Genomic DNA, 26657 nt, shown 5'->3' with positions numbered 1-26657 from the left:
ATGAAACAAGTATTAATCACAGGCGCAGGCCAAGGCATAGGTAAAGCCATGGCCCTCACCTTTGCCGAGCACGGCTATCATGTGTTTATCAATGTCCGCAGAAACACTCAGGAAGTCGATAAGCTACTCGGCGAGATCCAGCGCCTTGGCGGCAGCGCCAGCCTTGCGCTATTTGATATCAATGATGCAACCCAGCGCCGCCAATTTGCCCAGCGCTGCGATAAGCTCGATGTGCTGATCAATAATGCGGGTGTGCTTAAAGACAATTTATTAGTCAATACGCCCCTCACCGATTGGCAACAAATCATCACCACGAATTTTCAAAGTGCATGTGCCCTGTTTGAGCAACTAAAAACGCCCTTATTGGCGGGGGAAGCTGGCACAGTGATCAACTTGGCCAGCATTGCCGGCGTCAGGCCACGAGCGGGACAAAATGCCTATAGCGTCAGTAAGCGCATGATCATCGCATGGACCGAGCAACTGGCTAACGCCTACCCTAGCCTACGTTGTTACAGTATTTCTCCTGGGCCCGTTGCCACCGAAATGATCAAGGCCAGCCCCTGGTATCAACAGCCCAATGCTCACAAACGCATTCCAATGCGCCGTTTTTGCCAGCCAGAGGAAATCGCCCAAGTCGCGTTAAGTTTGGCAAACCAAGCGATGTTTCGCTCTGGGTCAAACTTGGTGCTAGATGGGGGTTTTAGTCAGACCTTGCAGGTGGCTTAAGTCCACCCGAATTATATTTTTGTTTAGCTGATAACTTAACCCAGCATGGCCAGTTTACCCTGGCCTAACTCACCATAGGTTTAGATAAGATGTTGACATCCACCCACAATATGACAAAACCATCAAAGGGCTTAACTGAGGGTGCCATTGATATTCATATTGCTCAGCTTGGCAATAAAGTCATCCCGATACAGCCTGCGCTAACAGAGCTAACGGCGCAACAACAACAAAAAGCAAACCAGTTACAAGAAATCAACCAACTTAGGTTTATCAAACAGCGCTTGTTTTTAAACCGAATTTTAAGGGCGTACCTTTATCCTCAAAGGTTGACGTTGACCACAGATGTCAATGGCAAGCCGATGCTACTCAATACTGCTCTCCAGTTTAATCTTTCACATTGCGGCAATTATCTTATCTTGGCCTTGTGCCAAAAGGGACAGATCGGAGTGGATATCTGCTTACACAAACATGAGCAAAGTAAAATTGAACGCTTATGGCGTGCCTGCTTTGATCAACATGGCAAGGTCGTAACAGCAAAACGGTTCTACAGCTACTGGGCACTGCAGGAAGCATGGCTAAAAGCCACTGGCGAGGGATGGCATGGTAGCCCAAGTCGCATCAATACCCTTTCGACTCCACTTAATGACGGCCAATGTATTGAGGTGGCGCGGGGGTTCTACGCGAAACTCTTGCCGTTAAAAAAGGTATTAGGGATGAAAAATTGCCAACGACCTATCACTGCAGCCATTTGTCACAGTCATTTTATTGACAAAATTAACTATTACAATTATCAATTGGATTGACGGCCGATTGTTGTATGCTTCATTGGCCATGACGAATCTGTAAGGCCCATGATGCAATCAAACAATTTATTTCTTGCCCTTTTACTTAGTCTTAGTTCCGGAATACTCATGGGCTTGGCCACGCCAGGTTATGAGTTAGGGTTTATCACACCGGGTTGGCTCGCTTGGTTTGCCTTGGTGCCGGCATTATATGTCGTTCATCATTGGTCACACATCAAAGCCTTTCGGCTATTATTGCCCGCCACAATAAGTTGGTCATGTTTCGCTCATGCTTGGTTTATGGATCTATTTGGCACTGCCATTGGTTTGCCATTGATGATAGCCGCAGGTTTTTTCTTTGCTCGAGTGATGCATTGGGGCATTTGGCTCAGTTTTAAGGTACCTGATAAATGGCGTATTTTTGCACTGCCCTTATTTTGGTGCAGTATTGAATACTTGCGTTTTGTATTGCCTTACCTTGAAGATGTTTGGTTTGTGTTAATCGCCAAAACTCAATGGCAACAACTGAATGTATTGCAGTTATTATCCATCACGGGTTTTGTTGGGGTGAGCTTTTTGGTTCTACTCAGTAACACCGCCCTGACCCAATTAGTGATCAATAAACAAACCCGTACCCCCGTTAACCGCAGTGCAATAGCCAGCTTACTCCTTGTCATCTTAGTCTTTGCTTGGGGCCAAATTGAACTAGAAAATCAGGTACTTTCACCCAATAAAGTCAAGGTCGCCGCCACGGTCGATTTAAGTAATCAAGACCCACAAATCCAAAGCTTAGCCATCAATCCCATGGACGGTGAAGGCTACTGGGCCGACACGCCTGCCATGTCGCAAGCCATTTTTGATGTGAATGCACAATTAACCAAACGGCTGAACCAAACAATTAACCCAGCTGTCGATGTGATTGTTTGGCCCGAAAATGAAATGGCCAACTTGGACGATGCTTTGATGGTAAACCAAGTTAAAAACTTGGCTAAAACAATGTCCAGTTACTTGGTGGTGGATATGATTTGGGAGCATCAAGGACAACGTTTTGACACGGCCGTCATGTATGATCCCCATGGCAATGAAATACTCAGAACCCCAAAAATCGCCATCACCTTTCGTGAAAAACAATTTGGTTTTACGGCTGGAACATTAACACAAAGCAAAGTGGTTGAGACTTCATTTGGGCGAGTCGGTTTGGGGATCTGCTATGATCGTCATCGCTTGTGGATAACAAGGCATCTTAAACAGCAGGGAGCACAAATTATCCTAATGCCCGTCGATGATGATTTTAGAGCTAACCGTCAGTTCCCTTTACTTCATGCCACCGACAGTATTTTTAGAGCAATCGAGCACCGTGTTGCCTTTAGCGTAGGAACGACCAGTGGCGTCAGTATGGTGATCAGCCCCTATGGTGAGTTAGTTTCAAGAAGTGGGATTAATCAACGAGCTTTGATTCAAGGTGAGGTGCAGCTAAGTACTGTCACCCCATTTTATAGTCGTTATGGCGATGTGTTTGCGTGGCTAATATGCGCTATCACCTTAGGTTTGATTATTCGCGCTAGGCGTAAAAAGGCTTAGTTAGTCGCCACATCACTTGGCTTACAACTTTGCTCAATGCGCTTGGTCAAACTTTCACGTTTGCTTTGCTGCTCCTTAAGGGCGGCCGTTTTTTCTGCATCGCCATGCACCGCGACGCGCGCTTGGTATTCTTGATAAGCTAGGATAGTTTCGTAAAAGAACTCTTTGTCAGATATCTTGGCTATTTGACCCTGAATACAATCACAATCTTGCTCGGTAGTTTGCCCTTTTTCTAGTGCATCTTGGCAATTTTTAACAAAAAATACGCGCCCTTTTACGATATGCCCTTCAGCAAGCGCTTTATCAAACTGGGCTTGATTAGCGGGCTCGGCATAAAATTCATCCATGGTTTGAGCTTGAGCAGTCAACAAGCCTGAGGTGAGAAACATGCTTGCGCTGAGGCTAGCGGTAAGTAGAAATTGCTTAAGCATAATAGCATCCTATTGATTGAAATCTGGCCTATGTATCAAGACCGCATTATTGGCCAAAGCGGTTGTGCTCGCCAGCCAAATAGCGTAACTCAATTTGTCTTGAAGATCTTCCCAAGGCTTCATTTCTGTGGGGGAATCGGCCAAATTGGCGCACAATATCGTAATGCTGCTCAGCAAAGGTTAAGTAACCCTGAGCCTGTTTTTGACCCTGTGCCGTCTTGGCATCTTCTAGCAAACCTTGAAATAGCGCTAAGCAGTGTTCTTGCTCTTTAATGTCTTCGGCATGTTCAAACGGCAAATACATAAACAAGCGGTAATCAAGTGGCAAGCGTAAGTCAACGCCCTGAGCCACCGCTTCTTTCGCCAGTGCAAGGGCTTGCTCATCATAGGCAAACGCCTGAGCCGTGCCGCGATACAGATTACGACTGAATTGATCAAGTACGATAATACTCGCCAAGCGGCCTAAATCATGGTTTTGCCAGTGTTTAAGTACCCCCTTGGCAAGTTGCTGGTGAATGAGGCCAAATTTTTCCTTAATGTCGGCATCGGCTTGCTCACCGCCGGCAAACCACAATTGATGATGCTGCGCATCAGCCATCTCATCGGTTAATTCACCAAACCAATAGGCAATGACCGCTTCATACCCTTGTTGTTGTGTCATGTTTTCTCCTTGAAATAGGTGTGATGATGCCAATCCGAGACGTTGACTACTAGGGCCTGTAAACCCTTGCTGAAATCAAGCATATCCAGCTTGATTGGGTATATACAGACGTTTTGTTACTGGTTAGTATTAAACGGCATTCAACATTATACGGAACTTATCATGCAAAAAAGCATTATCTGCGATATTGACGGCGTATTACTGCATAACAATACCTTGATCCCAGGTGCTGATACCTTTATCCACCGAATCATAGAGCAAGGTAATAAATTGGTCATCCTCACCAATTATCCCGCCATGACAGAAAATGATCTGCATAACCGCTTTAAATCTGCCGGCTTGAATGTTCCCGCTGAATATTTTTACACTTCTGCCATGGCCACCGCGGCCTTTATGGAGCGCCAAGAAGGCAATAAGGCATTTGTTATCGGCGAAGGTGCCCTGACCCATGAACTCTACAAGGCTGGCTTTACCATTACAGATATTAACCCCGACTTTGTAATTGTCGGGGAAACCACCAGCTATAACTGGAGTATGATCCAAAAAGCGGCGCGCTTTGTCGCCGAGGGCGCACGCTTTATCGCCACTAATCCTGACACGCATGGTCCAGGCATGAGCCCCGCTTGCGGTGCATTATGTGCCCCCATTGAGCGTATGACCGGCCGAGAGCCCTTTTATGTCGGTAAACCAAGCACTTGGATTATTCGCGCCGCATTGAATAAAATTGGTGCACATTCCAAAGATACCTGTATTATCGGCGACAATCTTCGCACCGATATTTTAATGGGCTTTCAGGCGGGCCTTGAAACCATTTTGGTGTTAAGTGGCGTCAGTCAATTAACCGATATTGATAAGGTCCCGTTCAAACCCAACCACATAGTTAATTCTATTCAAGATATTGACTTTTTATAACCGACATAAGCCCATGATGCTAACCTTGGTTTAGCATCATGTAAGTTAGATTCTCTAGAACTAAAAATAATAAAGATAATAAATAAATGGAACCAACATTACTTGTTACTCTCATAGGCATCGCCTTTGCAACCGGCATGGCCATCAACGCCATTGGCTTACCCCCCATGGTGGGCTTTTTATTAGCGGGCTTTGTGCTTAATGGAATTGGTTTTGAATCCAGTGCCGGATTAACCGCAATTGCCGATCTTGGTGTTACCTTGCTGTTATTTTCAATTGGTTTAAAGTTGGATATCCGCACCTTGTTTAAAGGGGAAGTATTTGGCGCTGCAACTTTACACATAACGGGCTCAGTGCTGTTTTTTGCCTTAGTGCTGTTTGTTTTAAAAGCCCTAGGCCTGTCTATTGTAGACAGTTTAGATAACACAGGTTTGTTTATCGTTGCTTTTGCCCTGAGTTTCTCAAGTACCGTTTTCGCTGTTAAAATCTTAGAAGAAAAGAGTGAAATGAACTCCTTGTACGGTCGCATCGCCATTGGCGTACTGATCATGCAAGATATATTTGCGGTATTGTTTCTTACTTTTTCAACCGGTAAGTTACCGGAATATTATGCCATTGCACTCGTCTTGTTGCCTTTACTGCGCCCAGTCCTGTTTAAAGTGATGGACAAGGTGGGCCATGGTGAGCTTTTGGTATTGTATGGTTTTTTCTTGGCCTTAGTGGTCGGTGCCGGCCTGTTTGAAGCAGTAGGAATGAAAGCCGACTTGGGCGCCTTGATTGCGGGAATGCTGGTCGCAGCGCATCCCAGCGCAGGTGGCATGGCAAAAGCGCTATTTAACCTTAAAGAGCTGTTTTTAGTTTGTTTCTTTTTGAATATTGGGTTAAATGATATGCCCAATGAGAGCCACTTAATCATCGCTGCAATCTTGGTTTTACTGCTGCCCATCAAGACCATGCTGTACTTTTTCTGTTTTAACTTATTTAAACTGCGTGCGCGAACGTCTCTGCTGGGCTCGTTTTCATTAGCTAACTACAGTGAATTTGGTTTGATCGTGGCGGCCCTTGCGGCCAGTAAAGGTTGGCTAAGCAACGATTGGCTAATTATTGCGGCCATCGCCCTTTCCATCAGTTTTGTTCTCTCGTCATTGTTGAACAATCAAAGTGATGAACTCTATCAAAAAATGTCACCCCGCTTGAAACGCTTTCAGCACCTGCGATTACATGTCGAGGATAGGCCGATACGTGTGGGTGACGCCACGGTGTTGGTGATGGGGATGGGCCGTATCGGCACTGGTGCTTATGACGAACTTAAACAGGTATTTGGCGATACCGTACTCGGTATCGACAACAGCCATGAGAAAACCATCAAGCACAGAGAATTGGGCCGACGGGTGATCACCGGTGACGCGATGGACTCCGATTTTTGGAACAAGCTTGAACTCACAGATCAAATCAAGCTGATATTACTGGCCATGCCGGATCATAATGGTAACCATTATGCTGCTATCCAGTTAAGAAATCGTAACTGCAGCATGAATATTGCCGCCATCGCACGTTTCGCCGAGGACATCGAAGAACTAAAAGGCTTAGGTGTAGATGCAGTGTTTAATATGTATGATGAGGCAGGGGCTGGTTTTGCTCGCCACGTTTGCAATGAAATGCAAAGCATGACAACACCAATAGCCAGCCGAATTAATATTTAATCCTGTAATACTGCTCAATTATTGATGTAATTGGGCAGTGACTTTGTGTTGGATATTTGTTAAAACCAACGTCTAATTATAAAAGCGTAATGGAAACAGGTTGTAAATCGCAGCCTGCCTTACTCCAGATCTCTTTAGATGCAAAAACAAAATGAGCTATTGCTCAAAGACTTATTTAAGAAGGGAAGTCTATGTGTTCGATCTTTGGTATTCTCGACATTAAAAGCGATGTCGCTACACTGCGTGAACAAGCGATTCAAATGTCAAAATTACTGCGCCACAGAGGGCCAGATTGGTCAGGTGTTTACAGCAGCGATAATGCTATTTTAGTTCACGAGCGTCTTTCTATCGTTGACGTTAATACAGGGGCTCAGCCTTTATACAACCAAGACAACACACATATCCTTGCTGTAAACGGTGAGATTTACAACCACAAAGACTTAGCGGCTAAGCTAACCTGTGCTTATCAGTTCAAAACCAAATCTGACTGTGAAGTTATCCTTGGCTTGTACGAAGAAAAAGGCAATGCCTTCCTTGATGATCTAAACGGCATCTTCGCTTTTTGTCTCTATGATGAGAACAAAAACAAATACCTCATCGGCCGTGACCATATTGGTATTATCCCCCTATACATGGGTTGGGATGTGCACGGTAACTTTTATGTTGCCTCTGAGATGAAAGCCTTAACGCCAATCTGTAATAAGGTTCAAGAATTCCCACCGGGGCACTACCTAGATAGTGAAGAAGGTAAGATCACCCGCTATTACAACCGTGATTGGATGAGCTACGAAGGCGTTAAAGATAATGGTGGAAGCCCGGCTGAAATCGGCCAAGCCCTTGAAGATGCGGTTAAACGCCAACTAATGTGTGACGTGCCTTACGGCGTATTGCTATCAGGTGGCCTAGATTCATCGGTTATTTCTGCTATCACCCAACGTTTTGCGAAACAGCGTGTTGAAGATGATGATAAATCAGCAGCTTGGTGGCCTCAGCTTCACTCTTTCTCAGTGGGTTTAGAAGGCTCACCGGATCTTGCCGCGGCACAAAAAGTGGCGGACTCTATCGGTACCATTCACCACCCGATTATCTTTACGGTTCAAAACGGTATCGATGCGCTGCGTGAGGTAATTTATCACCTTGAAACCTACGATGTAACGACTATTCGCGCATCGACCCCTATGTATTTAATGGCTAGAAAAATCAAAGCCATGGGCATTAAGATGGTACTTTCAGGTGAAGGGGCAGATGAGATCTTTGGCGGTTACTTATACTTCCATAAAGCGCCTAATTCTCAAGAATTCCACGAAGAGCTTAACCGTAAGCTAGACAAACTACACATGTTTGACTGTTTACGCGCGAACAAATCGATGGCGGCGTGGGGCATTGAGGCCCGCGTGCCTTTCTTGGATAAAGAGTTCATGGATGTAGCAATGCGCACTAACCCAGAGCTTAAAATGATCAAAGATGGCCGCATTGAGAAAAATATCCTGCGTGAAGCGTTCGACGGCAAACTGATTGACGATGTGTTGTGGCGTCAAAAAGAGCAATTCTCTGATGGCGTTGGCTACAATTGGATCGACAGCCTTAAAGAGTTCATTGATACCCAAGTGACGGACCAACAATTGGCCAGCGCGGAGTTCCGCTTCCCAATTAATACCCCAGATACGAAAGAAGCCTACTACTACCGTTGCATCTTTGAGGAGCACTTCCCCCTTGAGTCTGCAGCCAAATGTGTACCTCACGGCAAATCGGTGGCATGTTCAACGCCCGAAGCACTACTTTGGGATGAATCATTCCAAAACAATGCCGATCCATCTGGCCGTGCGGCTGGGGTACATAACGACGCTTACAAAAAGTAATCCCTGCTAATAAGCAATAATGCCTTAAGACCTTACCCTAAATACGCTAGGGTAAGGTTTTTTGTTTCTGGCCCTAGAAACCTTTGTCTATAACCCCTGCCCCCTTAATCACCGAAGCCAATTATTGGCCTTAACATGTTGATATTAGACTAAGGGGTAATAGCGTTTGTTGCTTGCATTGCTATCATGATCAAAAAGGAGGTTTTCATGTGGCAACAAATATTAACCATCGCAGAGCCCGTCTCTTTGCTATTTGGCATTTGCTTAGTGCTCATAGGTTGTATTAGTTATAGTAAGCGTAAATCTGATTTTTTCGCCCCTGTGAAAATATTCTTTAATCGTGTAGACGATCTGACCCTAGGTGAATTCAAGTTCATTCGCTCTGGCGTCGTATTTCTCTTTATCGCTGTTGCCATGAGGTTTATCAGTCTGACATTCTTTGTTAACTAGCCCGGTTTGCTTCACTGTTGTCTGTTGCGTTTGATACCTAAGTTAGCTGAAGCTGCCTATTCAGCGAGAATTTGTAAGCTGCTGGGCGCGCCTCTGGCTCCTGCATCTTGAGGTGTCTTGGGTATAAGCTTGTTTTAATAGCCAAAATTGAAATTTTTCCCAACAGAAAATAGACATTAGCATATACTATTTATTAATCCCCTATCACATCCACTGGTTATGAAGATACTGCTCGTTGACGACTCAAAAATCGAACAAATGGTGATCAGTTCCTATCTTGATCCGCAAAAGCATCAGGTCATCATTGCCTCTTCAGGTGAAGAAGGCGTGGAGGCTTTTCACGCCGAGCGGCCCGATCTCATTTTGTTAGATGTAATGATGCCAGGAATTGACGGCTATGAGGTGGCAAAGCGGATCCGCCAGTCCGATGAGCCATGGGTGCCTATCATCTTTCTTTCTGGCAAAACCAGCTCCGAAGACCTTGCACAGGGTATCAATGCGGGGGGGGATGATTACTTAACTAAACCGGTCGATCCCTTAGTATTAAGTGCAAAACTGCAAGCAATGGATCGCATAGCAAAAATGCGTGCCCAACTTATCGCCACGACAACGCAGCTGGAGCAAGCCAATCAGGAGTTAAAGCAATTAACCTTGAGTGATGGTTTAACAGGCATAGCCAATCGACGTTACTTAGACCAAAGCTTACCAGCAGAGCTTAACCGCGCATTTCGAGAGCAGCTCCCTATCAGTATTTTGCTGATCGATGTCGACCACTTTAAAAAATTCAATGACCATCACGGCCACTTAGAAGGAGACGACTGCCTTAAAAAGATCGCACAACAGCTTAAATCTGCCTGCCGACGCGGCTCTGATTTTGCCTGTCGTTATGGTGGTGAGGAATTTTGCGTATTACTTCCTAATACCGATGTCTCGGGGGCCATCGCCGTTGCAGATAATATTCTTAACTCGATGAATACAGTCAAGATTCCCCATCATGGCATCCAGCCTAGCGGGCACGTTACGGTGAGCATCGGCATTAATGCTGATCCAAGTCGCGAGCCAATCAATGTCAATGATTTCCTCGCACATGCCGATGAGGCGTTGTATCAAGCAAAGCATGCAGGGCGTAACCGAGCTGTTGTCTACCCGCATCATGCTAATGTATAAATCAATTACCTTAACAGCACACTCAGCTTATGCGGCCGATTCAGCGGCTAACTTAATCTTCTTTTCCGTTTTGGCAGCGGCTTTTTTTGAAGCGGCGGGCACGCCTCCTTTTAACATGGTCATCACGTCATCTTTATTAGCAGCTAAAAACAAGCCTAACTCTTCCAGCTGGTTGTCATCTAAGCCCACAGGACCCGTGCCAAGAAAGTCAGAAAGCTTATCCGCTATGTCCAGCATTTTATCGTAAGCATCTGCTTCTTTCTTGCTTGTAAAGGTCATTTTTTCTTCACCATTTCTTTCAACTATGTATTTTATAACGACGGCCACAGGTTTTCTCCGATAACTGTTTTTATATACAGTACCATTTCTTCTCTTGCACGCCAACATAAAATTCGTGTTGTTATCACAGTTTAGATATACTTTATGCAAAGTAACTAGCCGTTATGACCATGACAAAACCACAACTAAGTGCGTGTAGCCACTGTGATCTCTTAATTGCTCCCTATCAACCACAGCGTCCACAAGACATTAAGCACAGTGCCAAATGTCCCCGTTGTGGCAGTCACCTGTATCACAAAGCACAATGCCAGCCTTCCACTATTTTAGCCTTATCCATCACCGCTTTATTGCTGCTGATACCTGCTAATACTTACCCCCTACTCGCCATGACCATGATAGGTACGACCGAAAAAGTCAGTTTGATCCAAGCCACAGTGAAGCTCTATCAAGAGGGTAATTTTTTTATCGCCTTGCTGATCTTCATATGCTCAACATTAGCCCCCGCCATGATGCTACTATCATTGGCTTGTGCGAGTTATTTATCGATTTTTCACACTCAATCACCCAGGCTAAAGTTATTTCTTAAATGGGTCGATCACTTGTCCCACTGGTCAATGTTAGAGGTCTATTTAGTTTCTTTTTTAGTTGCATTAATTAAATTAGTGGATATTGCTGACATTGAATTAGGGGTTGGCCTGATTTGCTTTAGCCTTTTAATGGTGACCAACAGTTTAATCTTAACTTTATTTGATCCAAGTGATTATTGGGATAGAGTAACCGTCAATGGAATCAGCTAAAAATAATGGCTTAGCGCGCTGTCACGAATGTGGTTTGGTGTGTCGTTTTCAGCCTAACAGTCAATGTCCACGCTGCGATGCCAAGCTACATTTACGCCAACCTCATAGCATACAAAAAACCTGGGCATATTTAATTACCGCCTGCATTTTTTTGATCCCTGCTAATTTCATGCCTATCACCCTACTTGTCAGTCAAGGCAAAGCAACACCCGATACCATTATGTCTGGTGTCTATGCCCTCATTGATGAAGGCAGTACTGGCATCGCTATCATCGTTTTTGTTGCTTCCATTTTGGTGCCGTTAGCTAAAATCGTTGGCATCATGATTATTCTTGTTTCAATTCATTTTCGGCTTAAGATAAGTCACAAATTACGTTTACTCATGTTTAAATTTATTGATTGGATTGGTCGCTGGTCAATGTTGGACTTGTTTGTTATTTCGATCATGGTCGCCGTTATCGATAAAGGCCAATTATTGGTGATTGTACCGGGACCTGCTGCAACCGCATTTGCTTTGGTGGTATTATTGACTTTATTGGCAGCAAAAAATTTTGATACACGTTTAATGTGGGACATGGAAGAAGATAATGACTGGACAAATTGAGCCGGCGACACCCGTAATTAGGGACAAAGAACGTTTATCGGCTATTTGGTTTTTGCCTTTACTCGCGCTTTTTTTAGGCGGATGGTTATTATTTCAACACCTCAACAACAGTGCCACTGAAATTCGTATCCATTTTGATAACGCCAACAGCATTTTAGTTGGTAAGACCCGGATTAAATATCAAGGGGTGGATATAGGCAAAGTCACCGACATTAAACTTGATGAGGATATTTCAGGTGTCTACGTGGTAGCTGAAATCGAAAAGCAAGCCGCCCACATGCTTAAAAGTGATACTCAGTTTTGGTTGGTCAAAGCAAAAGCTTCTCTTACAGGTGGGATCTCAGGTTTAGATACGTTATTTTCTGGAAGCTACATTAACATGCGCCCGGGTGTTGGCGTGCCCGCCAGTGACTTCATTGCCAGCGAGGAGCAGCCCTTAACCCAACCTGAGCGCGGCCTTGTAGTTAAACTCTTGGCTGACGACATGGGCAGTGTGTCCATTGGCTCCCCCGTCTATTATAAAAAGATCCAAGTAGGTGAAGTTTACAATTTCCGTCTTGTTCGTGATGCGCAACAAGTTGAAATTCAGCTAAATATTCAATCAAAATATGCCAACCTAGTAAAACAAAACTCGCGTTTTTGGAATGTCAGTGGCATCAACGCGGAGTTTTCATTCTCTGGTCTTAAGGTACACACAGAAAGTTTAGCGTCTATCATCTCCGGCGCGATATCCTTCGATTCGCCAGCAGAGGGTAATAAAGCACCTTCTAATTTTTTATTTAAGTTATACAACGATGTCAGCGCAGCTGATCGAGGCGCTAAAGTTCTACTTAAACTTGAGAATATCTCTGGTATCGGCTTAGGCACACCGATTATCTACCGTGGCTTTAAAGCAGGTAAAATTACTCACCTTGATTTTGATAATGAGCAAAATCTTTTCTTGGCAAACGCCGTTATTGAGCCAATGTTTAAACATCAACTCAGCAACAAGAGTCGATTTTGGCTTGAGCGAGCCAATATTGGTCTTGGTGAAATAAAAAATCTCGGTAATTTAATTAAAGGGGATTACATTGGCTTTCAACCGGAAACAGGTGAGCCAATGCGGACATTTCTGGTGTCTGATGGCGACTTTAACATCGCTAATGGACTCGGTATCACCATCGTTGCCGATGATGCTGCGGGGATCAGCACGGGAGATCCCCTCTATTATCGGCGATTAACCGTCGGTAAGATCACCTCCATTAAGCTCAACCCCAGTGCCGATGGTGTCATGGTCAATGCCGTGGTCAACCCAAGGTTTAAACATCTAATCGGCGCCAATAGTCGCTTTTATCTATCCAGTGGCATTGCCGTTAAAGCCTCATTGGAAGGACTACAAATTAACGCAGAGCCCCTGTCCAGTTTTATTTCCGGTGGCATCAGCTTTTATAACACTAACAATAAGGCGACCGGCAAGCCACTTAATAAATACCGCCTCTACCCAGATAAATCGTTGGCACAATTGGGCCAAACCGCTTTCGCCACCCCGTTAACGGTTAAACTACTCAGTGATACCATGACGTCTGTCACCTTGGGCTCACCCGTTTACTTTCGCAAACTGCCGGTGGGTAAGGTAAGCCACTATGACTTAACCAGAGACGGTAAGATATTAATTAAGTTGTCTATTCTTGGTCAATATCGTCATTTGATTAAATCAAATAGCGTGTTCTGGGATGTCAGCGGATTAGATATCAAGGCTGGTTTAAGCGGTGTTGAAGTGCAAGCAGATTCATTAATGGCCATTGCCGCCGGCGGGATTGCCTTTGACAATATTGCCGATAAGTCGACGAAACAAGGCGCGTATTACCCTTTGTTTGAGTCCTTTCAAGCGGCCACCGAAATAAAGCATACATTGGCGTTGACCCTCGCCCGAGCCGATGGTCTCAAGACCAATGCTTTAGTCAAATATAAAGGCCTCACCATAGGTGAAATTACTCAGTTGAGCCTAGATCAGCGAACCGACAATGTCACGGCCAAGGTTGCGCTAAAAAGCCAATATGCTGACCGTTTTTTACGCCAAGGCAGCGAGTTTTGGCTGGTGAATGCAGACCTTTCATTAAAAGGGGCAAAGCACCTCGACACGGTGATCACTGGACCTTACATAGAGGCGGTGCCGGGTTCGGGTAAAAGACAAACTCGATTTAGCGTTAATGCCAGTGCGCCCATTGTTGATCGCAAAGCATCTGGCCTCGCGCTCGTGTTAAAGGCACCGCGTGCAGGATCATTAAGCTTAGGGAGTCCGGTCTATTTTAGACAGGTTGAAGTTGGCAAGGTGACGGACTTTAACATAGCTTATGGCGGGGATGCGGTTGAAGTCCATATCAATATTGAGCCGAAGTTTCAGCACTTAGTGCGCACCAATACCGTATTTTGGCAGGCATCAGGCTTTAATATGGATATTGGCATCACGGGGGCCAGTTTAAAAGCCGAGTCGCTTGAAGCGATACTCAGTGGCGGTATTTCCTTTGCCACCCCTGATGGCAGAGTGCAAGGCAAAGCCAAGCCTGGACAAACGTTTAAACTTGAACAGGAATTCGATGATAAATGGCTATCATGGCAGCCTAAAATTCCGCGCTAATCATGCTACTATGTCGCCTCAAGTAATAAGGGGCGACATGTGGCTAATTCAATACATTTACCTGACTCATTTTTAAACTGTATTCAGCAAACCTTACCCAGTCATTTAGATCTCAATGACTTTATCACTAGCTGCCAGCAGCCATTGAGAAAGAGCATTCGGGTTAACACACTTAAAATTTCAGTGGCGGATTTTTTAACTCGCATCGCCCCACTCCAATGGCAGCTCACCCCTATCCCATGGTGTGAAGAGGGTTTTTGGCTGACGCGTGATGACGAAAGCACGCCTCTAGGCAATACCGCAGAGCATTTAGCCGGACTTTTTTATATCCAAGAAGCCAGCTCTATGATGCCTGTGAGTGCACTATTTCACTTATGGAAGCACCAGGATAATAACCAAGTTGTGCTGGATGCAGCCGCCGCACCCGGTTCAAAAACCACCCAAATTGCCGCGCACCTTAATAATCAAGGTTTATTGATTGCCAATGAATTCTCTTCCAGTCGCGTGAAAGTGTTACATGCAAACCTAGTACGCTGTGCTGCCACCAATGTAGCACTGACTCATTTCGACGCGCGGGTGTTTGGCACTTGGCTAACAGAAAGTGTTGATGCCATCTTACTTGACGCTCCCTGCTCAGGAGAAGGCGCCATTCGTAAAGATGATTTAGCCATGAAAAACTGGACCTTAGAATCGGTTCATGACATAGCTGCGTGCCAAAAAGAACTCATTCAAAGCGCATTTTATGCCTTAAAACCCAACGGGATTTTGATTTACTCAACATGTACATTGAATCAATATGAGAACCAAGGTGTGTGTGAACATCTTCTCACCACCTTTGGTGACGCGGTTGAACCTGTGCCATTAACAGATCTTTTTGCTAAAGCGAAAGGCGTAGCCACCCCAGAAGGCTATTTACATGTTTGGCCACAAGTATACGACAGTGAAGGTTTCTTTGTGGCAGGTTTTCGTAAAAAACAATCGGCTGTCCCCGATAAGCAACAACGCCATCGAGGACAATTTCCTTTTCGCTTAGCCAGCGCGAAACAAGCCAATGGTTTATTTAGCTACCTTAACCAGCAATTTGCCATCACACCTGACCATTTGCCAGGCGATGTCTACATCCGTGATGCCGAATTTTGGCTTTTTCCAACCGCATTTTCTCAAGTACAAGGTAAAGTGAAGTTTGATCGCGTCGGTATCAAGTTAGCTGACGCTATCAAAAAGTCGTTTCGAATTAGCCATGAACTCGCGATGAGTATCGGAAGGCTGGCTCAAAACAATGTTTATGAATTAACGGCTGAACAAGCCCGTGAATATTACATGGGCCGCGATATTTTCTTAGAGCAAGTTGATCCAAGTAAGAAGGGGGAGCTGATTGTGCATTACAAAGGCAGCCCTATTGGCCTTGGTAAATGGGTTGGGCCAAGGATCAAAAACAATTACCCAAGAGAGTTAGTGAGAGACAACCATCTGTTTGTGGAATAACGCAAGATTTAATTGGAGTGATTCTTATTGACAAAAAACTGGCAGCTTGTCGGTACTGTTCTAAACTAGATTTATTAACTTCAGTTATTCACTTCCCCTAGCTCGGGATACTTGGAATCCGTCCCGAGCATTTTTTTACTCCCTCGGGCCAATCATTAACCGCTCTGGGTAAGTCACATTAAACCGGATCGCGATAAAACGAACCACAAACACGACTAAAAACCCGATCACGGCAGCCAGGTTAGGGTCGAGCTCAATGGCTTTTAGGGTCACATAGAGTATGCTCCCAAATAAAACCGGAGTCGCGTACAGTTCTTTGGTGGATAATAAGGTGGTATGCCCGGTCACCACATCGCGCATCACCCCGCCCATAATAGCGGTGATCACCGACATCAGTACGGCAACGGTTGCCGAGAAGCCAACACCTTGCACCTTGTCAATGGCTTGAATTGAAAACAAGGCAATGCCCAAGCCATCAAGATACAACACCCAATGATAACGCTTACGCATACTGGGCTCAGTAATAAAAGTGATAAGGGAGCCAAGTAATGCTACCCATAGATAAGTTTCATCCACTAACCAAAAAACAGGTTGCCCAATCAACAAGTCCCTTAACGTACCGCCACCTAAGGCGGTGATCATCCCCGTTAATAGCACACTGATCAAATCAACCCGTTTACGGCTTGCCGCAAGCACTCCCGTTGCGGCAAATGTAAACACGGCGGCCAAGCCAAAAAAGTACCACATACTCACAAATTATTTCACTTCGTTACCTAGAAGTTACCGGACGCGCATGGCGGAACAAGTTAAAAAAGTTAGTCGTGGTTTGCTCGGCAAGCTCCGCCGTACTGACGCCTTTGAGCTGAGCTATAAATTCGGCCACCGCTCTGGTATAGGCGGGCTCATTTTGCTCACCTCGATACGGTACCGGCGCCAAATAGGGAGAGTCTGTTTCCACGAGTAACCTGTCTAGCGGGATCTCTTTAACCACCTCGCGCAATTCCTGTGCATTTTTAAACGTCACTATTCCTGATATAGAAATATAAAATCCCATCTCGATGGCGGCCTTAGCCATCTCAAGGGACTCGGTAAAACAGTGCAACACCCCCGTAACTTCACCTTTGCCTTCTTCTACTAACAAGGCTAAGGTATCTTCTCTGGCATCACGAGTATGGACAATAAGGGGCTTTTTTAGCGCTTTTGCCACACGAATATGACGTCGAAAACAATCCTGTTGCAACGCTTTATTATCCGGTGAGTAAAAGTAGTCTAAACCGGTTTCTCCCACAGCAACCACGTTATCTTGCTGACAATAAGCCAATAATTTGGCTTCATCTTGATCTGAATTTTGATGCAACGGATGAATGCCACATGACAAGAAAACATTGTCAAATGGCGCAACTAGCGCTTGCAGAGGCTCAAACTCTGCCAATTCGACAGCCACCGCCAGCATGTGGGTAACACCGCGTTGACGCGCTTTGTTGATCACATCAGCGACATCGATATGCTTACCTTGATAATCAAGTTTGTCTAAATGGCAATGGGAATCAACTAGCACCCTTTCCTCCAATTTGATTTTTAAGATCGATAAAATACTGGCCTAACAGTAACTCTTTTTTTAAGCCAGAATGTTGTTGAAATTCATTGGTTAACCCTAACCAGCGCTGGATCAGATGATAGCCGACGGTAGGCGGCCATAGCCGTGCGCAGCGCTCAAGCAGCCCTTTGTGGTTAACAAAAACCCATTGATCATCCTTAACGCCTAAGGCCACTTTTTGCACATCATGTAATAGATAACTAAACCAACGCATCCGTGTGGTTAGATCTTTAGCAATAAAATCCGCTAGCTCAAAGCAATGACTAGGATCATCTAAGAACTGGTTAAACCCATCGGCAATCTGTTCATGCTCATTGCTTCGACCTTGTTGCAGTAACCCTAAAATAACTAATGGTGCCCCCTGATATAGCTGTAAAATACCCGAATGCACATGGCTAAAGCCTTGCTCTGCCAACCAAGGGCGGCAATCAGGAGGCGCTTTGATCAGTAACTTTTGGCAGCGACTGGTGATGGTCGGCATTAAGCGCCCAACACTCTCGCAAACTAAGATAAAAAAGGTATTATCACTGGGCTCTTCCAGTGATTTAAGTAACGCATTAGCAGACGATTCATTAAACATTTGCGCATCATAAAATAACGCGACTTTTGCGCCACCTTGTTGCGAGCGCTCAGCAAGTTTTGCATTTAATTGGCGTACCGAATCCACCGAAATATGGCGGCTTTCGGGTTTTATTGGGTGAAAGTCTGGATGGTTACCGGCATGGAATAAAGCACAAGCATGACACTGGCCACAAGGCCCCTCCTGAATAGGTCGTTGGCAGAGTAACTGCTTCGCCAACAGCTGCGCCAGCTCAACCTTGCCTAAACCAGCGATACCACTGATTAATAAAGCATGGTGTAAGGTTTGCTCGCCAACTTGGCGATAAAGCTGGCTTTGCAGAGCCTCAAACCAAGGATAGCTCACAATAAATGCTCTCTCACCTGGTCAAGTTGCGAAAGGATTTGAGCGCCCACTTGTTCCATATTTTGCCCTGCATCTATAATATAGGCTTGGGGGTCTTGAGCAACCAAAGATAAATAAGCGGTGCGCGTACGTTCGAAAAAATCCAGCGCTTGTTGTTCAATTCTATCTAACTCACCACGGCGACCTGCCCGAGCTAAGCCCTGTGCCGGATCGATATCCATATACAAGGTAAGATCTGGATTAAAGTCAGCCAAAACAGCGCGTTTGATTTGCTTTATTAAATCAAGATCAATGCCCCTGCCTCCACCTTGATAAGCTTGCGACGATAAATCATGACGATCACCTATCACATAGGCGCCTCGCTTTAAAGCCGGCTTAATCACATGCTCAACCAATTGCACCCGCGCCGCATACATGAGCAACAATTCAGCCTTATCACTTAATGGCTCATCACCGGGCTCTTTTACTAAGGCACGCATTTTTTCAGCTAGGGGGGTGCCACCGGGCTCACGAGTACACACCACTTCTTTCACGCCATTGGCCAATAGCCATTGCTTAACACCTGCGACCGCGCTGCTTTTTCCAGCTCCTTCTAGGCCTTCGATGACGATAAATTTACCAAGATTCATAATACTACTTTTTTAATATGTATTTTCTAACGGCACGATTGTGCTCGGCTAAGTTTTTCGAGAAATAGTGCTCGCCATTCCCTTTACTGACAAAGTAATAGTATTTAGTGTCTGCTGGGTTAAGTGCAGCCCAAATTGCGTCTTTACCTGGCATGGCAATGGGGGTCGGTGGCAAACCATCTATGACATAGGTATTGTAAGGTGTTGCTTCTCGTAAATCCTTGCGGCGAATATTACCATCAAACCTGTCTCCCATGCCGTAAATCACAGTAGGATCCGTTTGCAGGCGCATGTTGGCGTTTAATCGATTGATAAACACAGAGGCGATGGTGGTGCGCTCTGGTGCATGACCACTTTCTTTCTCAATGATAGAGGCGAGAATAAGCGCTTCATAAGGTGATGCCAGAGGTAAGTCTTTCGCTCTTGCTTCCCATGCGGCTTGAAGCTCTGCTTTTTGGGCTAAAAAAGCGCGCTCAACCACTTGATAATCCGTACTATTATAAGGGAACAAGTACGTTTGAGGCTGTAAGTACCCTTCCAACTTAGTCTGCTCTATACCGAGTTTATTTGCCAGTGCCGCTTCATCTTCTAGGGCGCCGGTGAGCACCACCCCTTCGACTTGCTCTATCTGAGATTTCCATTGTTTAAAGGTCATGCCTTCTATCAAGGTCACCTTAAACTGATAAGTCTCGCCAGCCACAAAATGTTGCAATATTTGCTCGAGGCTCCAACCTGGCTGCAACAAGTAGGTTCCACTTTTTAGTGGCGTTAATTCTGGATGTAGTCGACCTAGCCAAACAAAGTAAGGTGACGTTGGTAACAGCCCTTGCTCGATTAACTGGCTTTCAAGCTGGCGAAAGTGGCTGCCGCTGGTCACCGTGAATACCGTCTCGGCGTTCACTCGAGGCTCGGTCTTATAATCTTGAAGTTGTTGCCAAAGATAGGCTGCGGTTGCAGCAGCCATTAACCCTAACAAGAGTAAAGTGAAAAATATTTTTTTAATCATCGGTGAGTTCTTTTCTGATTTTTTCAGCAAGTGAAAAATCACTTAACTGTTTTTGTTGGAACTGTTTTATGGGCACTATGCCCATCAACGCATTGGTAATGAAGATCTCATCAGCACTGTCCAATGCGCTCACTGGAAACATGCCTAATTGACAAGGCAAATCAAGCCGCTGGGCACAATTTAAAACTTGTTTTCGCATCACCCCTTTCACACCAGAGTGAGATAAACATGGCGTGTAAAGGGTATCACCTTGACGCCAAAATAGGTTGCCAGCACTGGCTTCGACTAAATTGCCCTGTAAGTCGGTGACCGCCACATCGTCGCAATCAAGCTCGGCTAATTCTTGTTTTATCAACACCTGCTCTAGCCGATTAAGGGTTTTATAACCCGCCAGCGCCGGTTGCATGCCAAGGGTAAAAGTCGCTGTATCAAGATGAACACCATGCTGTTGCCACTGCTGATAATGACTGGGCCAAGGACTCAGTTGTAAGATCCTTGTCGTCTGCGTACACCCTTGCGGGCTGTAGCCCCTGCCGCCAGCACCACGGGTGATGGTTATCTTAAGGCACCCTGACTCAACGCCTTGGATCATTTGTTGCACTTCGCTAAAAAGCGTCAGCACACTGGGTAATTCAATCTTAAAGCGCTTTGCCGAAAGCATTAATCGCTCAAGATGATCACGCCAAAATTCCACTTGCCCATCGACGACTTTAGCCGTTGTAAAAAAACCGTCCCCATAGGATAAGCCGCGATCGGCATGGCTAAGGGTCAACTGCTCGCTGCCGTTTATTAAAATCATAAGGGAATAAAAAAGCCTGATACAAACATATCAGGCTTTATACCAGAAATAAGGGATTAAGGCATTAAACGCGTTTGAAAATCAACGAACCATTTGTCCCGCCAAAGCCAAATGAGTTAGAAAGTGCGTATTCTAGCTCGGCTTTACGTGCCGTACCGACCACATAGTCTAAATCACACCCTTCAGATGGGTTTTCTAAGTTAATGGTTGGAGGCGCGATTTGGTCACGTAATGCTAACACAGTAATGATGGCTTCAATGGCCCCTGCTGCGCCAAGTAAATGGCCCGTCATAGATTTAGTTGAACTCACCAATAAGTTATTAGCCGCTTCACCAAATACGGCTTTTACCGCTTGCGTCTCGGCAATATCCCCGGCAGGTGTAGATGTACCATGAGCATTAATGTAGCCGATTTGGCTTGGTGCTATCTTGGCATCTTCGATGGCGTTTTGCATCGATGCTGCCGCACCTTCACCATCTGCAGGGGGTGACGTCATGTGATAAGCATCGCCACTCATACCAAAGCCAACTAGCTCGGCGTAAATTTTGGCACCGCGTGCAACCGCATGCTCGTATTCTTCGAGTACCATCACACCAGCACCATCGCCTAATACAAAACCGTCACGATCTTGATCCCATGGGCGGCTTGCCTTAGTCGGGTCGTCATTACGTGTAGATAATGCTTTAGCTGCACCAAAACCGCCCATGCCTAATTCGGTTGACGCTTTTTCTGCACCGCCGGCTAACATCACATCGGCATCTCCGTATTGGATCATGCGTGCCGCTAAGCCGATACAGTGAGAGCCGGTTGTACACGCGGTTGTCACGGCAATATTGGGGCCCTTCAAGCCTTTATTAATAGAAACATGGCCAGAAACCATATTGATGATAGTTGAAGGCACAAAAAACGGGCTGATCTTGCGTGGGCCAGACTTTTGTAAGTTTTTCGCATTAGATTCAATCAAGCCCAAACCACCGATGCCTGAGCCAATAGCAACACCAACGCGGCGTGCATTTGATTCATTAACTTCCAGTTGGCTGTCTTGCAAGGCTTGCTCTGCTGCAATGACACCGTATTGAATGAATAAGTCCATTTTACGGGCATCTTTGCGGCTCATGTAATCTTCAACGTTTAAGTCGCGGATAAGGCCAGCAAATTTAGTTGAATACGCTTCGGTATCAAAATGTTCAATGTTGCTGATACCACTTTGACCAGCTAATAAAGCCTGCCACGATGCATCAACGGAATTACCGACAGGGGATAACATTCCCATACCAGTCACAACTACTCTGCGCTTTGACACGTCAAAATCTCCGGATGGTAGATAAATTAAAGGCGGTCAAAAGACCGCCCCAAAAATTAACTTTTAGCTAAGCTGCAATTATTCAGCGTTGTTTACTACGTAATCGATAGCTGCTTGAACTGTAGTAATTTTCTCAGCTTCCTCATCTGGGATCTCTGTGTCGAATTCTTCTTCAAGAGCCATAACAAGTTCAACTGTATCAAGTGAATCTGCGCCTAAGTCATCAACAAAAGAAGCTTCATTTTTTACTTCTTCTTCTTTAACACCAAGCTGCTCAATGATGATCTTCTTTACGCGTTCTTCAATATTACTCATGATCAATTTTTTCCTTTAGAAAATACGCTAATTGCGTTAGTCGCGATAGTGTATTCCATCGCTCGAAAGTTTCAACCCCGAGATGACTGGTCTAACCAATTTTTTCGTGATTTTTATCGAAAAAACGGGCTTAAACCACATCTCGGCAACAATATGGCATCAAACCATATACATCCCGCCGTTAACGTGTAACGTTTCGCCGGTGATATATGCAGCACTGTCAGACGCTAAAAAGCACACAGTTTCCGCAATTTCTTTCGGATCGCCTAATCGGCCCGCAGGAACCTGACTTAAAATACCTGCGCGCTGCTCTTCATTAAGCGCCTTCGTCATGTCCGTTTCAATAAACCCAGGTGCAATGGCGTTCACTGTGATGCCGCGTGATGCAACTTCACGGGCAAGTGACTTAGTAAAACCAATCACACCGGCCTTCGCTGCCGCATAATTGGCTTGGCCTGCGTTACCCATGGTACCGACCACCGAGCCGATGCTGATAATACGGCCATTGCGCTTTTTCATCATCGCACGTAACACGGCCTTACTTAAGCGGAAAATAGACGTTAAGTTGGTGTCGATTATATCTTGCCACTCGTCATCTTTCATGCGCATCATCAAATTATCGCGGGTAATACCGGCATTATTCACCAGCACATCGATTTCACCAAAATTAGCTTTGATATCAGCAAATAATTGATCGATTGAAGCCGCATCAGTGACGTTAAGTACCAGGCCTTTACCATGTTCACCTAAATACTCGCTGATGGCAGCAGCCCCTTTTTCACTGGTCGCAGTACCGACAACAGTGGCACCTTTAGCAACAAAACTCTCAGCAACGGAGCGGCCAATACCTCGGCTTGCACCCGTTACCAGAACGATTTTGCCTTCAAAGTTCATGTTTTATCCCTCATTAGTTGCAGCAAGTGCTTGTTCAAGACCTGCAACATCATTTATCGCTTGTGCAGCGATGGTTTTATTAATTCTTTTTACTAGCCCAGATAAAACTTTACCTGGACCCGCTTCGATTTCTAAGCTTACGCCCATGTTCGCCATTTGTTGAACCACTTCTGTCCATCTCACTGGCATATACAATTGGCGAACGAGTGCATCTTTAATTGCACTTGGATCGGTTTCTTGAGCCACGTCGACATTGTTGATCACAGGTATGACAGGCGTATTAAACTCAATATTTGTCAGCGCCTTAGCAAGCTCATCGGCGGCTGGCTTCATTAGGGCACAATGGGAAGGTACGCTCACAGGTAAAGGTAACACACGCTTTGCACCGGCTTCTTTACACAAAGCACCCGCGCGCTCAACCGCAGCCTTATTACCTGCAATCACAACTTGGCCAGGCGAGTTGTAATTAACTGGCGAAACCACTTCTTCTCCCGCCCCTTCAGCACAGGCATCACTAATGGCTTGATCATCTAACCCGATCACCGCCGCCATGGCACCCACACCTTCAGGTACGGCTTGTTGCATTAATTGGCCACGCAGTTCAACCAGCTTGATAGCATCTTGAAAATCAATGACACCCGCACAAACCAATGCAGAATACTCACCTAAGCTATGGCCAGCCATGACTGCTGGCGCAGCGCCACCTTGCTCTTGCCACACGCGCCAGATCGCCACGGAAGACGCTAATAGCGCAGGCTGAGTTTTAAATGTTTTATTTAACTCTTCTACTGGGCCTTGTTGTACCAGTTGCCATAAGTCATAGCCAAGGACTTCACTCGCTTGAGCAAAAGTGGCTTCAACACTTGAGTATTGCGCAGCCAGTTCGGCTAGCATGCCTACGGCTTGAGAGCCTTGACCTGGAAAGGCCAGTGTAAATGTTGTCATGTTGTTTCCTTTACTACATTCGAATCAGTGCAGAGCCCCAAGCGAATCCACCGCCAAAAGCTTCTAACAGAACAAGATCACCCGCTTTTATTCGACCATCACGCACGCCTTCATCTAAAGCGATTGGCACCGAGGCTGCCGAGGTATTACCGTGTTTTTCTAAAGTCAGAATAACTTGCTCAAGGGGCATGTTAAGTTTTTTTGCCGTTGCATTAATGATCCTGTAGTTGGCTTGGTGAGGCACCAACCAATCTAACTCTGATTTATCTATGTTGTTGGCCGCTAATGTTTGCGTCACCAACTCACTTAATTTCGTTACCGCAACTTTAAAGACATCATTGCCTTTCATGAACATATAAGATTCAAGTTCACTGCCTGACATACCACGTTTCGGATTGGGTAATTTTAGCATTTCGCCAAAACGGCCATCGGCATTGATTTGGGTTGACAGGATCCCCTGCTCTTCACTCGCTTGTACCACAGCAGCACCAGCGCCATCACCGAACAGGATAATGGTGCTGCGATCATCAGGATCACAGGTATGAGATAAGGCATCCGCGCCAATCACCATAATGGTTTTGTACATCCCACTGCGGATGAAGTTGTCGGCAACACTTAAGGCATAAGTGAAGCCCGCACACGCCGCACCTAGGTCAAACGCAGGGACATCGGTTAAGCCCAGTAATGCCTGAACCTCACAGGCGGCAGCAGGAAAAGCATTGTTTGCTGACGTGGTCGCTAAAATAATCAGGTCGAGCTTATCAGCATTTAATTGGGCAGCATCAAGGGCATTTTCTGCTGCTTTATAGGCCATGTAAGAGACCGTTTCTTCTTGATTAGCAATACGGCGCTCTTTGATACCTGTGCGTGCGGTGATCCATTCATCGCTGGTATCAACCATTTTTTCTAAATCTTCGTTAGTGCGAACAGCTGTTGGCAAATAACTTCCGGTTCCAATAATTTTTGTATACATAAGGAGTCACGAATCTCTTTCTAGTAGTACTGCTTCTAATTTATCCGTTATTTGCGCTGGGACTTGTCGCTCAACTTCCTTCACTGCGGCTTTAATTGCATTTAAAAAAGCCCGACTTTGAGCACTGCCGTGGCTTTTGATCACTATGCCACGTAAACCAATTAAACTCGCCCCATTATATAAATCTGGATTTAAGTGAGCCAGTTGCGGCTTCAGCGAAGGCTTCAATAAATAACCCAAACAGCGGGTAAACCAATTGTGATTTATACTTGAAATAAGCTGTTGTTTAAAGAGTTTTGCTAGACCTTCACTGGTTTTTAGGGTGATATTGCCGACAAAACCATCAGCTACGATGACATCGGCCTTGCCCGTGAACACATCATGGCCTTCAATAAACCCTGCGTAATTCACTTGTGCGCAATTCGCAAGCAGCTGCGCCGCCCGCTTTACTTGATCGTTGCCCTTGATTTCTTCTTCACCCACATTGAGCAACGCTACTTTTGGGTGGCTGAGCCCTTCTACCTTTTCCGCTAACACCGATCCCATCAAGGCAAACTGGAATAACGTGTCCGCTTCACAACTCACATTGGCACCAATATCGAGTAAATAGGTGTGCGTCCCTCGGGTGTTGGGCATTGCCGTAATCAACGCAGGCCTGTCTATCCCGGGTAATGATTTTAAAATCATCTTAGATAGGGCCATGAGCGCACCTGTGTTGCCTCCACTCACGCAAGCTTGAGCTTCACCTGCTTGTACTAAATTGAGTGCAACACGCATAGAAGAATCTTTCAAACCACGTAAAGCTTGCAAAGGCGTGTCATTCATCCCGACTGTTTCGCTTGCATGGACAAAACGAAATCTCGGGTGACAGTCCAGCTGATGTTGCTTTAAGTAAGGCATCACATCACAGGTTGCACCAACCAATATGATATGTAATTGAGGGAAAAGATTGAGTGCCTGCTGGACTGCAGGCACCGAGACCTGGGGGCCGAAGTCGCCCCCCATGGCATCTAGCGCGATCGTCAGATCGTGCAATGCAGAGAACCTTACAGGTTAACTACTTTTTGGCCACGGTAGTAACCATCAGCAGTTACATGGTGACGTAAGTGTTGCTCACCTGAAGTTGCATCTACAGATAGTTGTGTAGAAACTAGTGCATCATGTGAACGACGCATACCGCGCTTAGAACGAGATTTTTTGCTCTTTTGAACAGCCAT

The 26657-nt window shown here is 45.5% G+C and carries 28 protein-coding genes; 12 read left to right on the top strand and 16 right to left on the bottom strand.

Going from position 1 to position 26657, the window contains the following annotated elements; translation table 11 throughout:
* The 3 genes from K6Y21_RS02550 (at position 1) to K6Y21_RS02540 (ending at position 3089) form a co-directional block, all read left to right on the top strand.
* A complete protein-coding gene (locus tag K6Y21_RS02550) occupies positions 1-726 on the top strand; it encodes an SDR family NAD(P)-dependent oxidoreductase (protein ID WP_233070115.1) in 726 nt (241 codons plus the stop codon).
* An 89-nt stretch (positions 727-815) separates the two neighbouring features.
* Complete coding sequence (locus tag K6Y21_RS02545) at positions 816-1529, top strand: 4'-phosphopantetheinyl transferase family protein (RefSeq protein WP_233070114.1); 714 nt, start codon at positions 816-818, stop codon at positions 1527-1529.
* A gap of 108 nt (positions 1530-1637) precedes the next feature.
* Positions 1638-3089, top strand: a complete 1452-nt coding sequence (locus tag K6Y21_RS02540) for a nitrilase-related carbon-nitrogen hydrolase (protein WP_233070113.1) — start codon at positions 1638-1640, stop codon at positions 3087-3089.
* Here the strand turns inward: K6Y21_RS02540 and K6Y21_RS02535 are convergent.
* Both K6Y21_RS02535 and K6Y21_RS02530 read right to left on the bottom strand, forming a co-directional pair.
* On the bottom strand, positions 3086-3520 hold the full coding sequence (locus tag K6Y21_RS02535) for a hypothetical protein (RefSeq protein WP_233070112.1): 435 nt from the start codon (positions 3518-3520) through the stop codon (positions 3086-3088). The two genes, K6Y21_RS02540 and K6Y21_RS02535, sit on opposite strands and share 4 nt — an antisense overlap.
* A gap of 46 nt (positions 3521-3566) precedes the next feature.
* Positions 3567-4181, bottom strand: coding sequence for a DUF924 family protein (locus K6Y21_RS02530; RefSeq protein WP_233070111.1), 615 nt, complete (start codon positions 4179-4181; stop codon positions 3567-3569).
* A gap of 162 nt (positions 4182-4343) precedes the next feature.
* On the opposite strand from K6Y21_RS02530, the gene K6Y21_RS02525 reads away from it, so the two are divergent.
* The 5 genes from K6Y21_RS02525 (at position 4344) to K6Y21_RS02505 (ending at position 10272) form a co-directional block, all read left to right on the top strand.
* Positions 4344-5093, top strand: a complete 750-nt coding sequence (locus K6Y21_RS02525; RefSeq protein WP_238486316.1) for an HAD-IIA family hydrolase — start codon at positions 4344-4346, stop codon at positions 5091-5093.
* 86 nt (positions 5094-5179) lie between these two features.
* Entirely contained in the window at positions 5180-6796 is a 1617-nt protein-coding gene (locus tag K6Y21_RS02520; protein ID WP_233070110.1) for a cation:proton antiporter family protein, read from the top strand.
* Between the two features lie 191 nt (positions 6797-6987).
* Positions 6988-8655 carry an asparagine synthase B gene (gene asnB / locus K6Y21_RS02515; protein WP_233070109.1) on the top strand — a complete coding sequence of 556 codons (1668 nt, stop codon included), beginning with the start codon at positions 6988-6990 and terminating at the stop codon, positions 8653-8655.
* 207 nt (positions 8656-8862) lie between these two features.
* Positions 8863-9105 carry a hypothetical protein gene (locus K6Y21_RS02510; protein ID WP_233070108.1) on the top strand — a complete coding sequence of 81 codons (243 nt, stop codon included), beginning with the start codon at positions 8863-8865 and terminating at the stop codon, positions 9103-9105.
* A 219-nt stretch (positions 9106-9324) separates the two neighbouring features.
* On the top strand, positions 9325-10272 hold the full coding sequence (locus tag K6Y21_RS02505) for a GGDEF domain-containing response regulator (protein ID WP_233070107.1): 948 nt from the start codon (positions 9325-9327) through the stop codon (positions 10270-10272).
* 27 nt (positions 10273-10299) lie between these two features.
* On the opposite strand, the gene K6Y21_RS02500 is transcribed toward K6Y21_RS02505, so the two are convergent.
* A complete protein-coding gene (locus tag K6Y21_RS02500; protein WP_233070106.1) occupies positions 10300-10599 on the bottom strand; it encodes a YebG family protein in 300 nt (99 codons plus the stop codon).
* Between the two features lie 122 nt (positions 10600-10721).
* On the opposite strand from K6Y21_RS02500, the gene K6Y21_RS02495 reads away from it, so the two are divergent.
* From K6Y21_RS02495 to rsmF, 4 genes are read left to right on the top strand one after another with little or no spacing between them, the layout of a single operon-like run.
* Entirely contained in the window at positions 10722-11348 is a 627-nt protein-coding gene (locus tag K6Y21_RS02495; protein ID WP_233070105.1) for a paraquat-inducible protein A, read from the top strand.
* Complete coding sequence (locus K6Y21_RS02490) at positions 11335-11952, top strand: paraquat-inducible protein A (RefSeq protein ID WP_233070104.1); 618 nt, start codon at positions 11335-11337, stop codon at positions 11950-11952. Before K6Y21_RS02495 ends, K6Y21_RS02490 begins: the two co-directional genes overlap by 14 nt.
* Positions 11936-14569 carry an MlaD family protein gene (locus K6Y21_RS02485; RefSeq protein WP_233070103.1) on the top strand — a complete coding sequence of 878 codons (2634 nt, stop codon included), beginning with the start codon at positions 11936-11938 and terminating at the stop codon, positions 14567-14569. Before K6Y21_RS02490 ends, K6Y21_RS02485 begins: the two co-directional genes overlap by 17 nt.
* 39 nt (positions 14570-14608) lie before the next feature.
* A complete protein-coding gene (gene rsmF, locus K6Y21_RS02480) occupies positions 14609-16054 on the top strand; it encodes a 16S rRNA (cytosine(1407)-C(5))-methyltransferase RsmF (RefSeq protein WP_233070102.1) in 1446 nt (481 codons plus the stop codon).
* Between the two features lie 135 nt (positions 16055-16189).
* Here rsmF and K6Y21_RS02475 read toward each other — a convergent pair whose 3' ends face one another.
* The 13 genes from K6Y21_RS02475 to rpmF form a co-directional block, all read right to left on the bottom strand.
* Positions 16190-16801, bottom strand: a complete 612-nt coding sequence (locus K6Y21_RS02475) for a trimeric intracellular cation channel family protein (RefSeq protein ID WP_233070379.1) — start codon at positions 16799-16801, stop codon at positions 16190-16192.
* A 22-nt stretch (positions 16802-16823) separates the two neighbouring features.
* Positions 16824-17612, bottom strand: a complete 789-nt coding sequence (locus K6Y21_RS02470) for a TatD family hydrolase (protein ID WP_233070101.1) — start codon at positions 17610-17612, stop codon at positions 16824-16826.
* Positions 17602-18576, bottom strand: coding sequence for a DNA polymerase III subunit delta' (holB, locus tag K6Y21_RS02465; RefSeq protein ID WP_233070100.1), 975 nt, complete (start codon positions 18574-18576; stop codon positions 17602-17604). Before holB ends, K6Y21_RS02470 begins: the two co-directional genes overlap by 11 nt.
* Positions 18573-19205: a dTMP kinase gene (gene tmk, locus K6Y21_RS02460; RefSeq protein WP_233070099.1), complete on the bottom strand. Its 633-nt coding sequence runs from the start codon at positions 19203-19205 to the stop codon at positions 18573-18575. The genes holB and tmk overlap by 4 nt, the downstream gene beginning before the upstream one ends.
* A gap of 4 nt (positions 19206-19209) precedes the next feature.
* A complete protein-coding gene (gene mltG / locus K6Y21_RS02455; protein ID WP_233070098.1) occupies positions 19210-20211 on the bottom strand; it encodes an endolytic transglycosylase MltG in 1002 nt (333 codons plus the stop codon).
* Positions 20204-21010, bottom strand: a complete 807-nt coding sequence (gene pabC, locus K6Y21_RS02450; protein WP_233070097.1) for an aminodeoxychorismate lyase — start codon at positions 21008-21010, stop codon at positions 20204-20206. The genes mltG and pabC overlap by 8 nt, the downstream gene beginning before the upstream one ends.
* Positions 21011-21074: 64 nt before the next feature.
* A complete protein-coding gene (gene fabF, locus K6Y21_RS02445; protein ID WP_233070096.1) occupies positions 21075-22313 on the bottom strand; it encodes a beta-ketoacyl-ACP synthase II in 1239 nt (412 codons plus the stop codon).
* Positions 22314-22391: 78 nt separating this feature from the next.
* Positions 22392-22628: an acyl carrier protein gene (acpP, locus tag K6Y21_RS02440; RefSeq protein WP_233070095.1), complete on the bottom strand. Its 237-nt coding sequence runs from the start codon at positions 22626-22628 to the stop codon at positions 22392-22394.
* Positions 22629-22787: 159 nt separating this feature from the next.
* Entirely contained in the window at positions 22788-23522 is a 735-nt protein-coding gene (fabG, locus tag K6Y21_RS02435; RefSeq protein WP_233070094.1) for a 3-oxoacyl-ACP reductase FabG, read from the bottom strand.
* A gap of 3 nt (positions 23523-23525) precedes the next feature.
* The gene (fabD, locus tag K6Y21_RS02430) at positions 23526-24467 is read right to left on the bottom strand and encodes an ACP S-malonyltransferase (RefSeq protein ID WP_233070093.1); all 942 of its coding nucleotides are present in this window, start codon (positions 24465-24467) and stop codon (positions 23526-23528) included.
* Between the two features lie 13 nt (positions 24468-24480).
* A complete protein-coding gene (locus K6Y21_RS02425) occupies positions 24481-25440 on the bottom strand; it encodes a beta-ketoacyl-ACP synthase III (protein WP_233070092.1) in 960 nt (319 codons plus the stop codon).
* A 6-nt stretch (positions 25441-25446) separates the two neighbouring features.
* Positions 25447-26475: a phosphate acyltransferase PlsX gene (gene plsX / locus K6Y21_RS02420; protein ID WP_233070091.1), complete on the bottom strand. Its 1029-nt coding sequence runs from the start codon at positions 26473-26475 to the stop codon at positions 25447-25449.
* An 11-nt stretch (positions 26476-26486) separates the two neighbouring features.
* Positions 26487-26657 (bottom strand): 50S ribosomal protein L32, encoded by a 171-nt coding sequence (gene rpmF, locus K6Y21_RS02415; RefSeq protein ID WP_233070090.1) that lies wholly within the window; start codon positions 26655-26657, stop codon positions 26487-26489.

The sequence above is a fragment of the Motilimonas eburnea genome (genome assembly GCF_021295345.1).
GTDB classification, from domain to species: Bacteria; Pseudomonadota; Gammaproteobacteria; order Enterobacterales; family CBDFNC01; genus Motilimonas; species Motilimonas eburnea.
The sequence above is the reverse complement of the archived record's forward strand: the minus strand, read 5'-3'. Positions and strand labels throughout refer to the sequence as shown.

What these genes read in the sequence shown, in the direction of transcription:
- mltG (WP_233070098.1), bottom strand. Translation starts at nt 20,211, where the DNA reads ATGATTAAAAAAATATTTTTCACTTTACTCTTGTTAGGGTTAATGGCT.
- tmk (WP_233070099.1), bottom strand. Translation starts at nt 19,205, where the DNA reads ATGAATCTTGGTAAATTTATCGTCATCGAAGGCCTAGAAGGAGCTGGA.
- rpmF (WP_233070090.1), bottom strand. Translation starts at nt 26,657, where the DNA reads ATGGCTGTTCAAAAGAGCAAAAAATCTCGTTCTAAGCGCGGTATGCGT.
- K6Y21_RS02490 (WP_233070104.1), top strand. Translation starts at nt 11,335, where the DNA reads ATGGAATCAGCTAAAAATAATGGCTTAGCGCGCTGTCACGAATGTGGT.
- K6Y21_RS02495 (WP_233070105.1), top strand. Translation starts at nt 10,722, where the DNA reads ATGACAAAACCACAACTAAGTGCGTGTAGCCACTGTGATCTCTTAATT.
- K6Y21_RS02550 (WP_233070115.1), top strand. Translation starts at nt 1, where the DNA reads ATGAAACAAGTATTAATCACAGGCGCAGGCCAAGGCATAGGTAAAGCC.
- K6Y21_RS02535 (WP_233070112.1), bottom strand. Translation starts at nt 3,520, where the DNA reads ATGCTTAAGCAATTTCTACTTACCGCTAGCCTCAGCGCAAGCATGTTT.
- K6Y21_RS02510 (WP_233070108.1), top strand. Translation starts at nt 8,863, where the DNA reads ATGTGGCAACAAATATTAACCATCGCAGAGCCCGTCTCTTTGCTATTT.
- K6Y21_RS02485 (WP_233070103.1), top strand. Translation starts at nt 11,936, where the DNA reads ATGACTGGACAAATTGAGCCGGCGACACCCGTAATTAGGGACAAAGAA.
- K6Y21_RS02475 (WP_233070379.1), bottom strand. Translation starts at nt 16,801, where the DNA reads ATGTGGTACTTTTTTGGCTTGGCCGCCGTGTTTACATTTGCCGCAACG.
- K6Y21_RS02540 (WP_233070113.1), top strand. Translation starts at nt 1,638, where the DNA reads ATGGGCTTGGCCACGCCAGGTTATGAGTTAGGGTTTATCACACCGGGT.
- K6Y21_RS02530 (WP_233070111.1), bottom strand. Translation starts at nt 4,181, where the DNA reads ATGACACAACAACAAGGGTATGAAGCGGTCATTGCCTATTGGTTTGGT.
- asnB (WP_233070109.1), top strand. Translation starts at nt 6,988, where the DNA reads ATGTGTTCGATCTTTGGTATTCTCGACATTAAAAGCGATGTCGCTACA.
- fabG (WP_233070094.1), bottom strand. Translation starts at nt 23,522, where the DNA reads ATGAACTTTGAAGGCAAAATCGTTCTGGTAACGGGTGCAAGCCGAGGT.
- K6Y21_RS02520 (WP_233070110.1), top strand. Translation starts at nt 5,180, where the DNA reads ATGGAACCAACATTACTTGTTACTCTCATAGGCATCGCCTTTGCAACC.
- K6Y21_RS02425 (WP_233070092.1), bottom strand. Translation starts at nt 25,440, where the DNA reads ATGTATACAAAAATTATTGGAACCGGAAGTTATTTGCCAACAGCTGTT.
- K6Y21_RS02545 (WP_233070114.1), top strand. Translation starts at nt 816, where the DNA reads ATGTTGACATCCACCCACAATATGACAAAACCATCAAAGGGCTTAACT.
- K6Y21_RS02525 (WP_238486316.1), top strand. Translation starts at nt 4,344, where the DNA reads ATGCAAAAAAGCATTATCTGCGATATTGACGGCGTATTACTGCATAAC.
- K6Y21_RS02505 (WP_233070107.1), top strand. Translation starts at nt 9,325, where the DNA reads ATGAAGATACTGCTCGTTGACGACTCAAAAATCGAACAAATGGTGATC.
- acpP (WP_233070095.1), bottom strand. Translation starts at nt 22,628, where the DNA reads ATGAGTAATATTGAAGAACGCGTAAAGAAGATCATCATTGAGCAGCTT.
- pabC (WP_233070097.1), bottom strand. Translation starts at nt 21,010, where the DNA reads ATGATTTTAATAAACGGCAGCGAGCAGTTGACCCTTAGCCATGCCGAT.
- fabD (WP_233070093.1), bottom strand. Translation starts at nt 24,467, where the DNA reads ATGACAACATTTACACTGGCCTTTCCAGGTCAAGGCTCTCAAGCCGTA.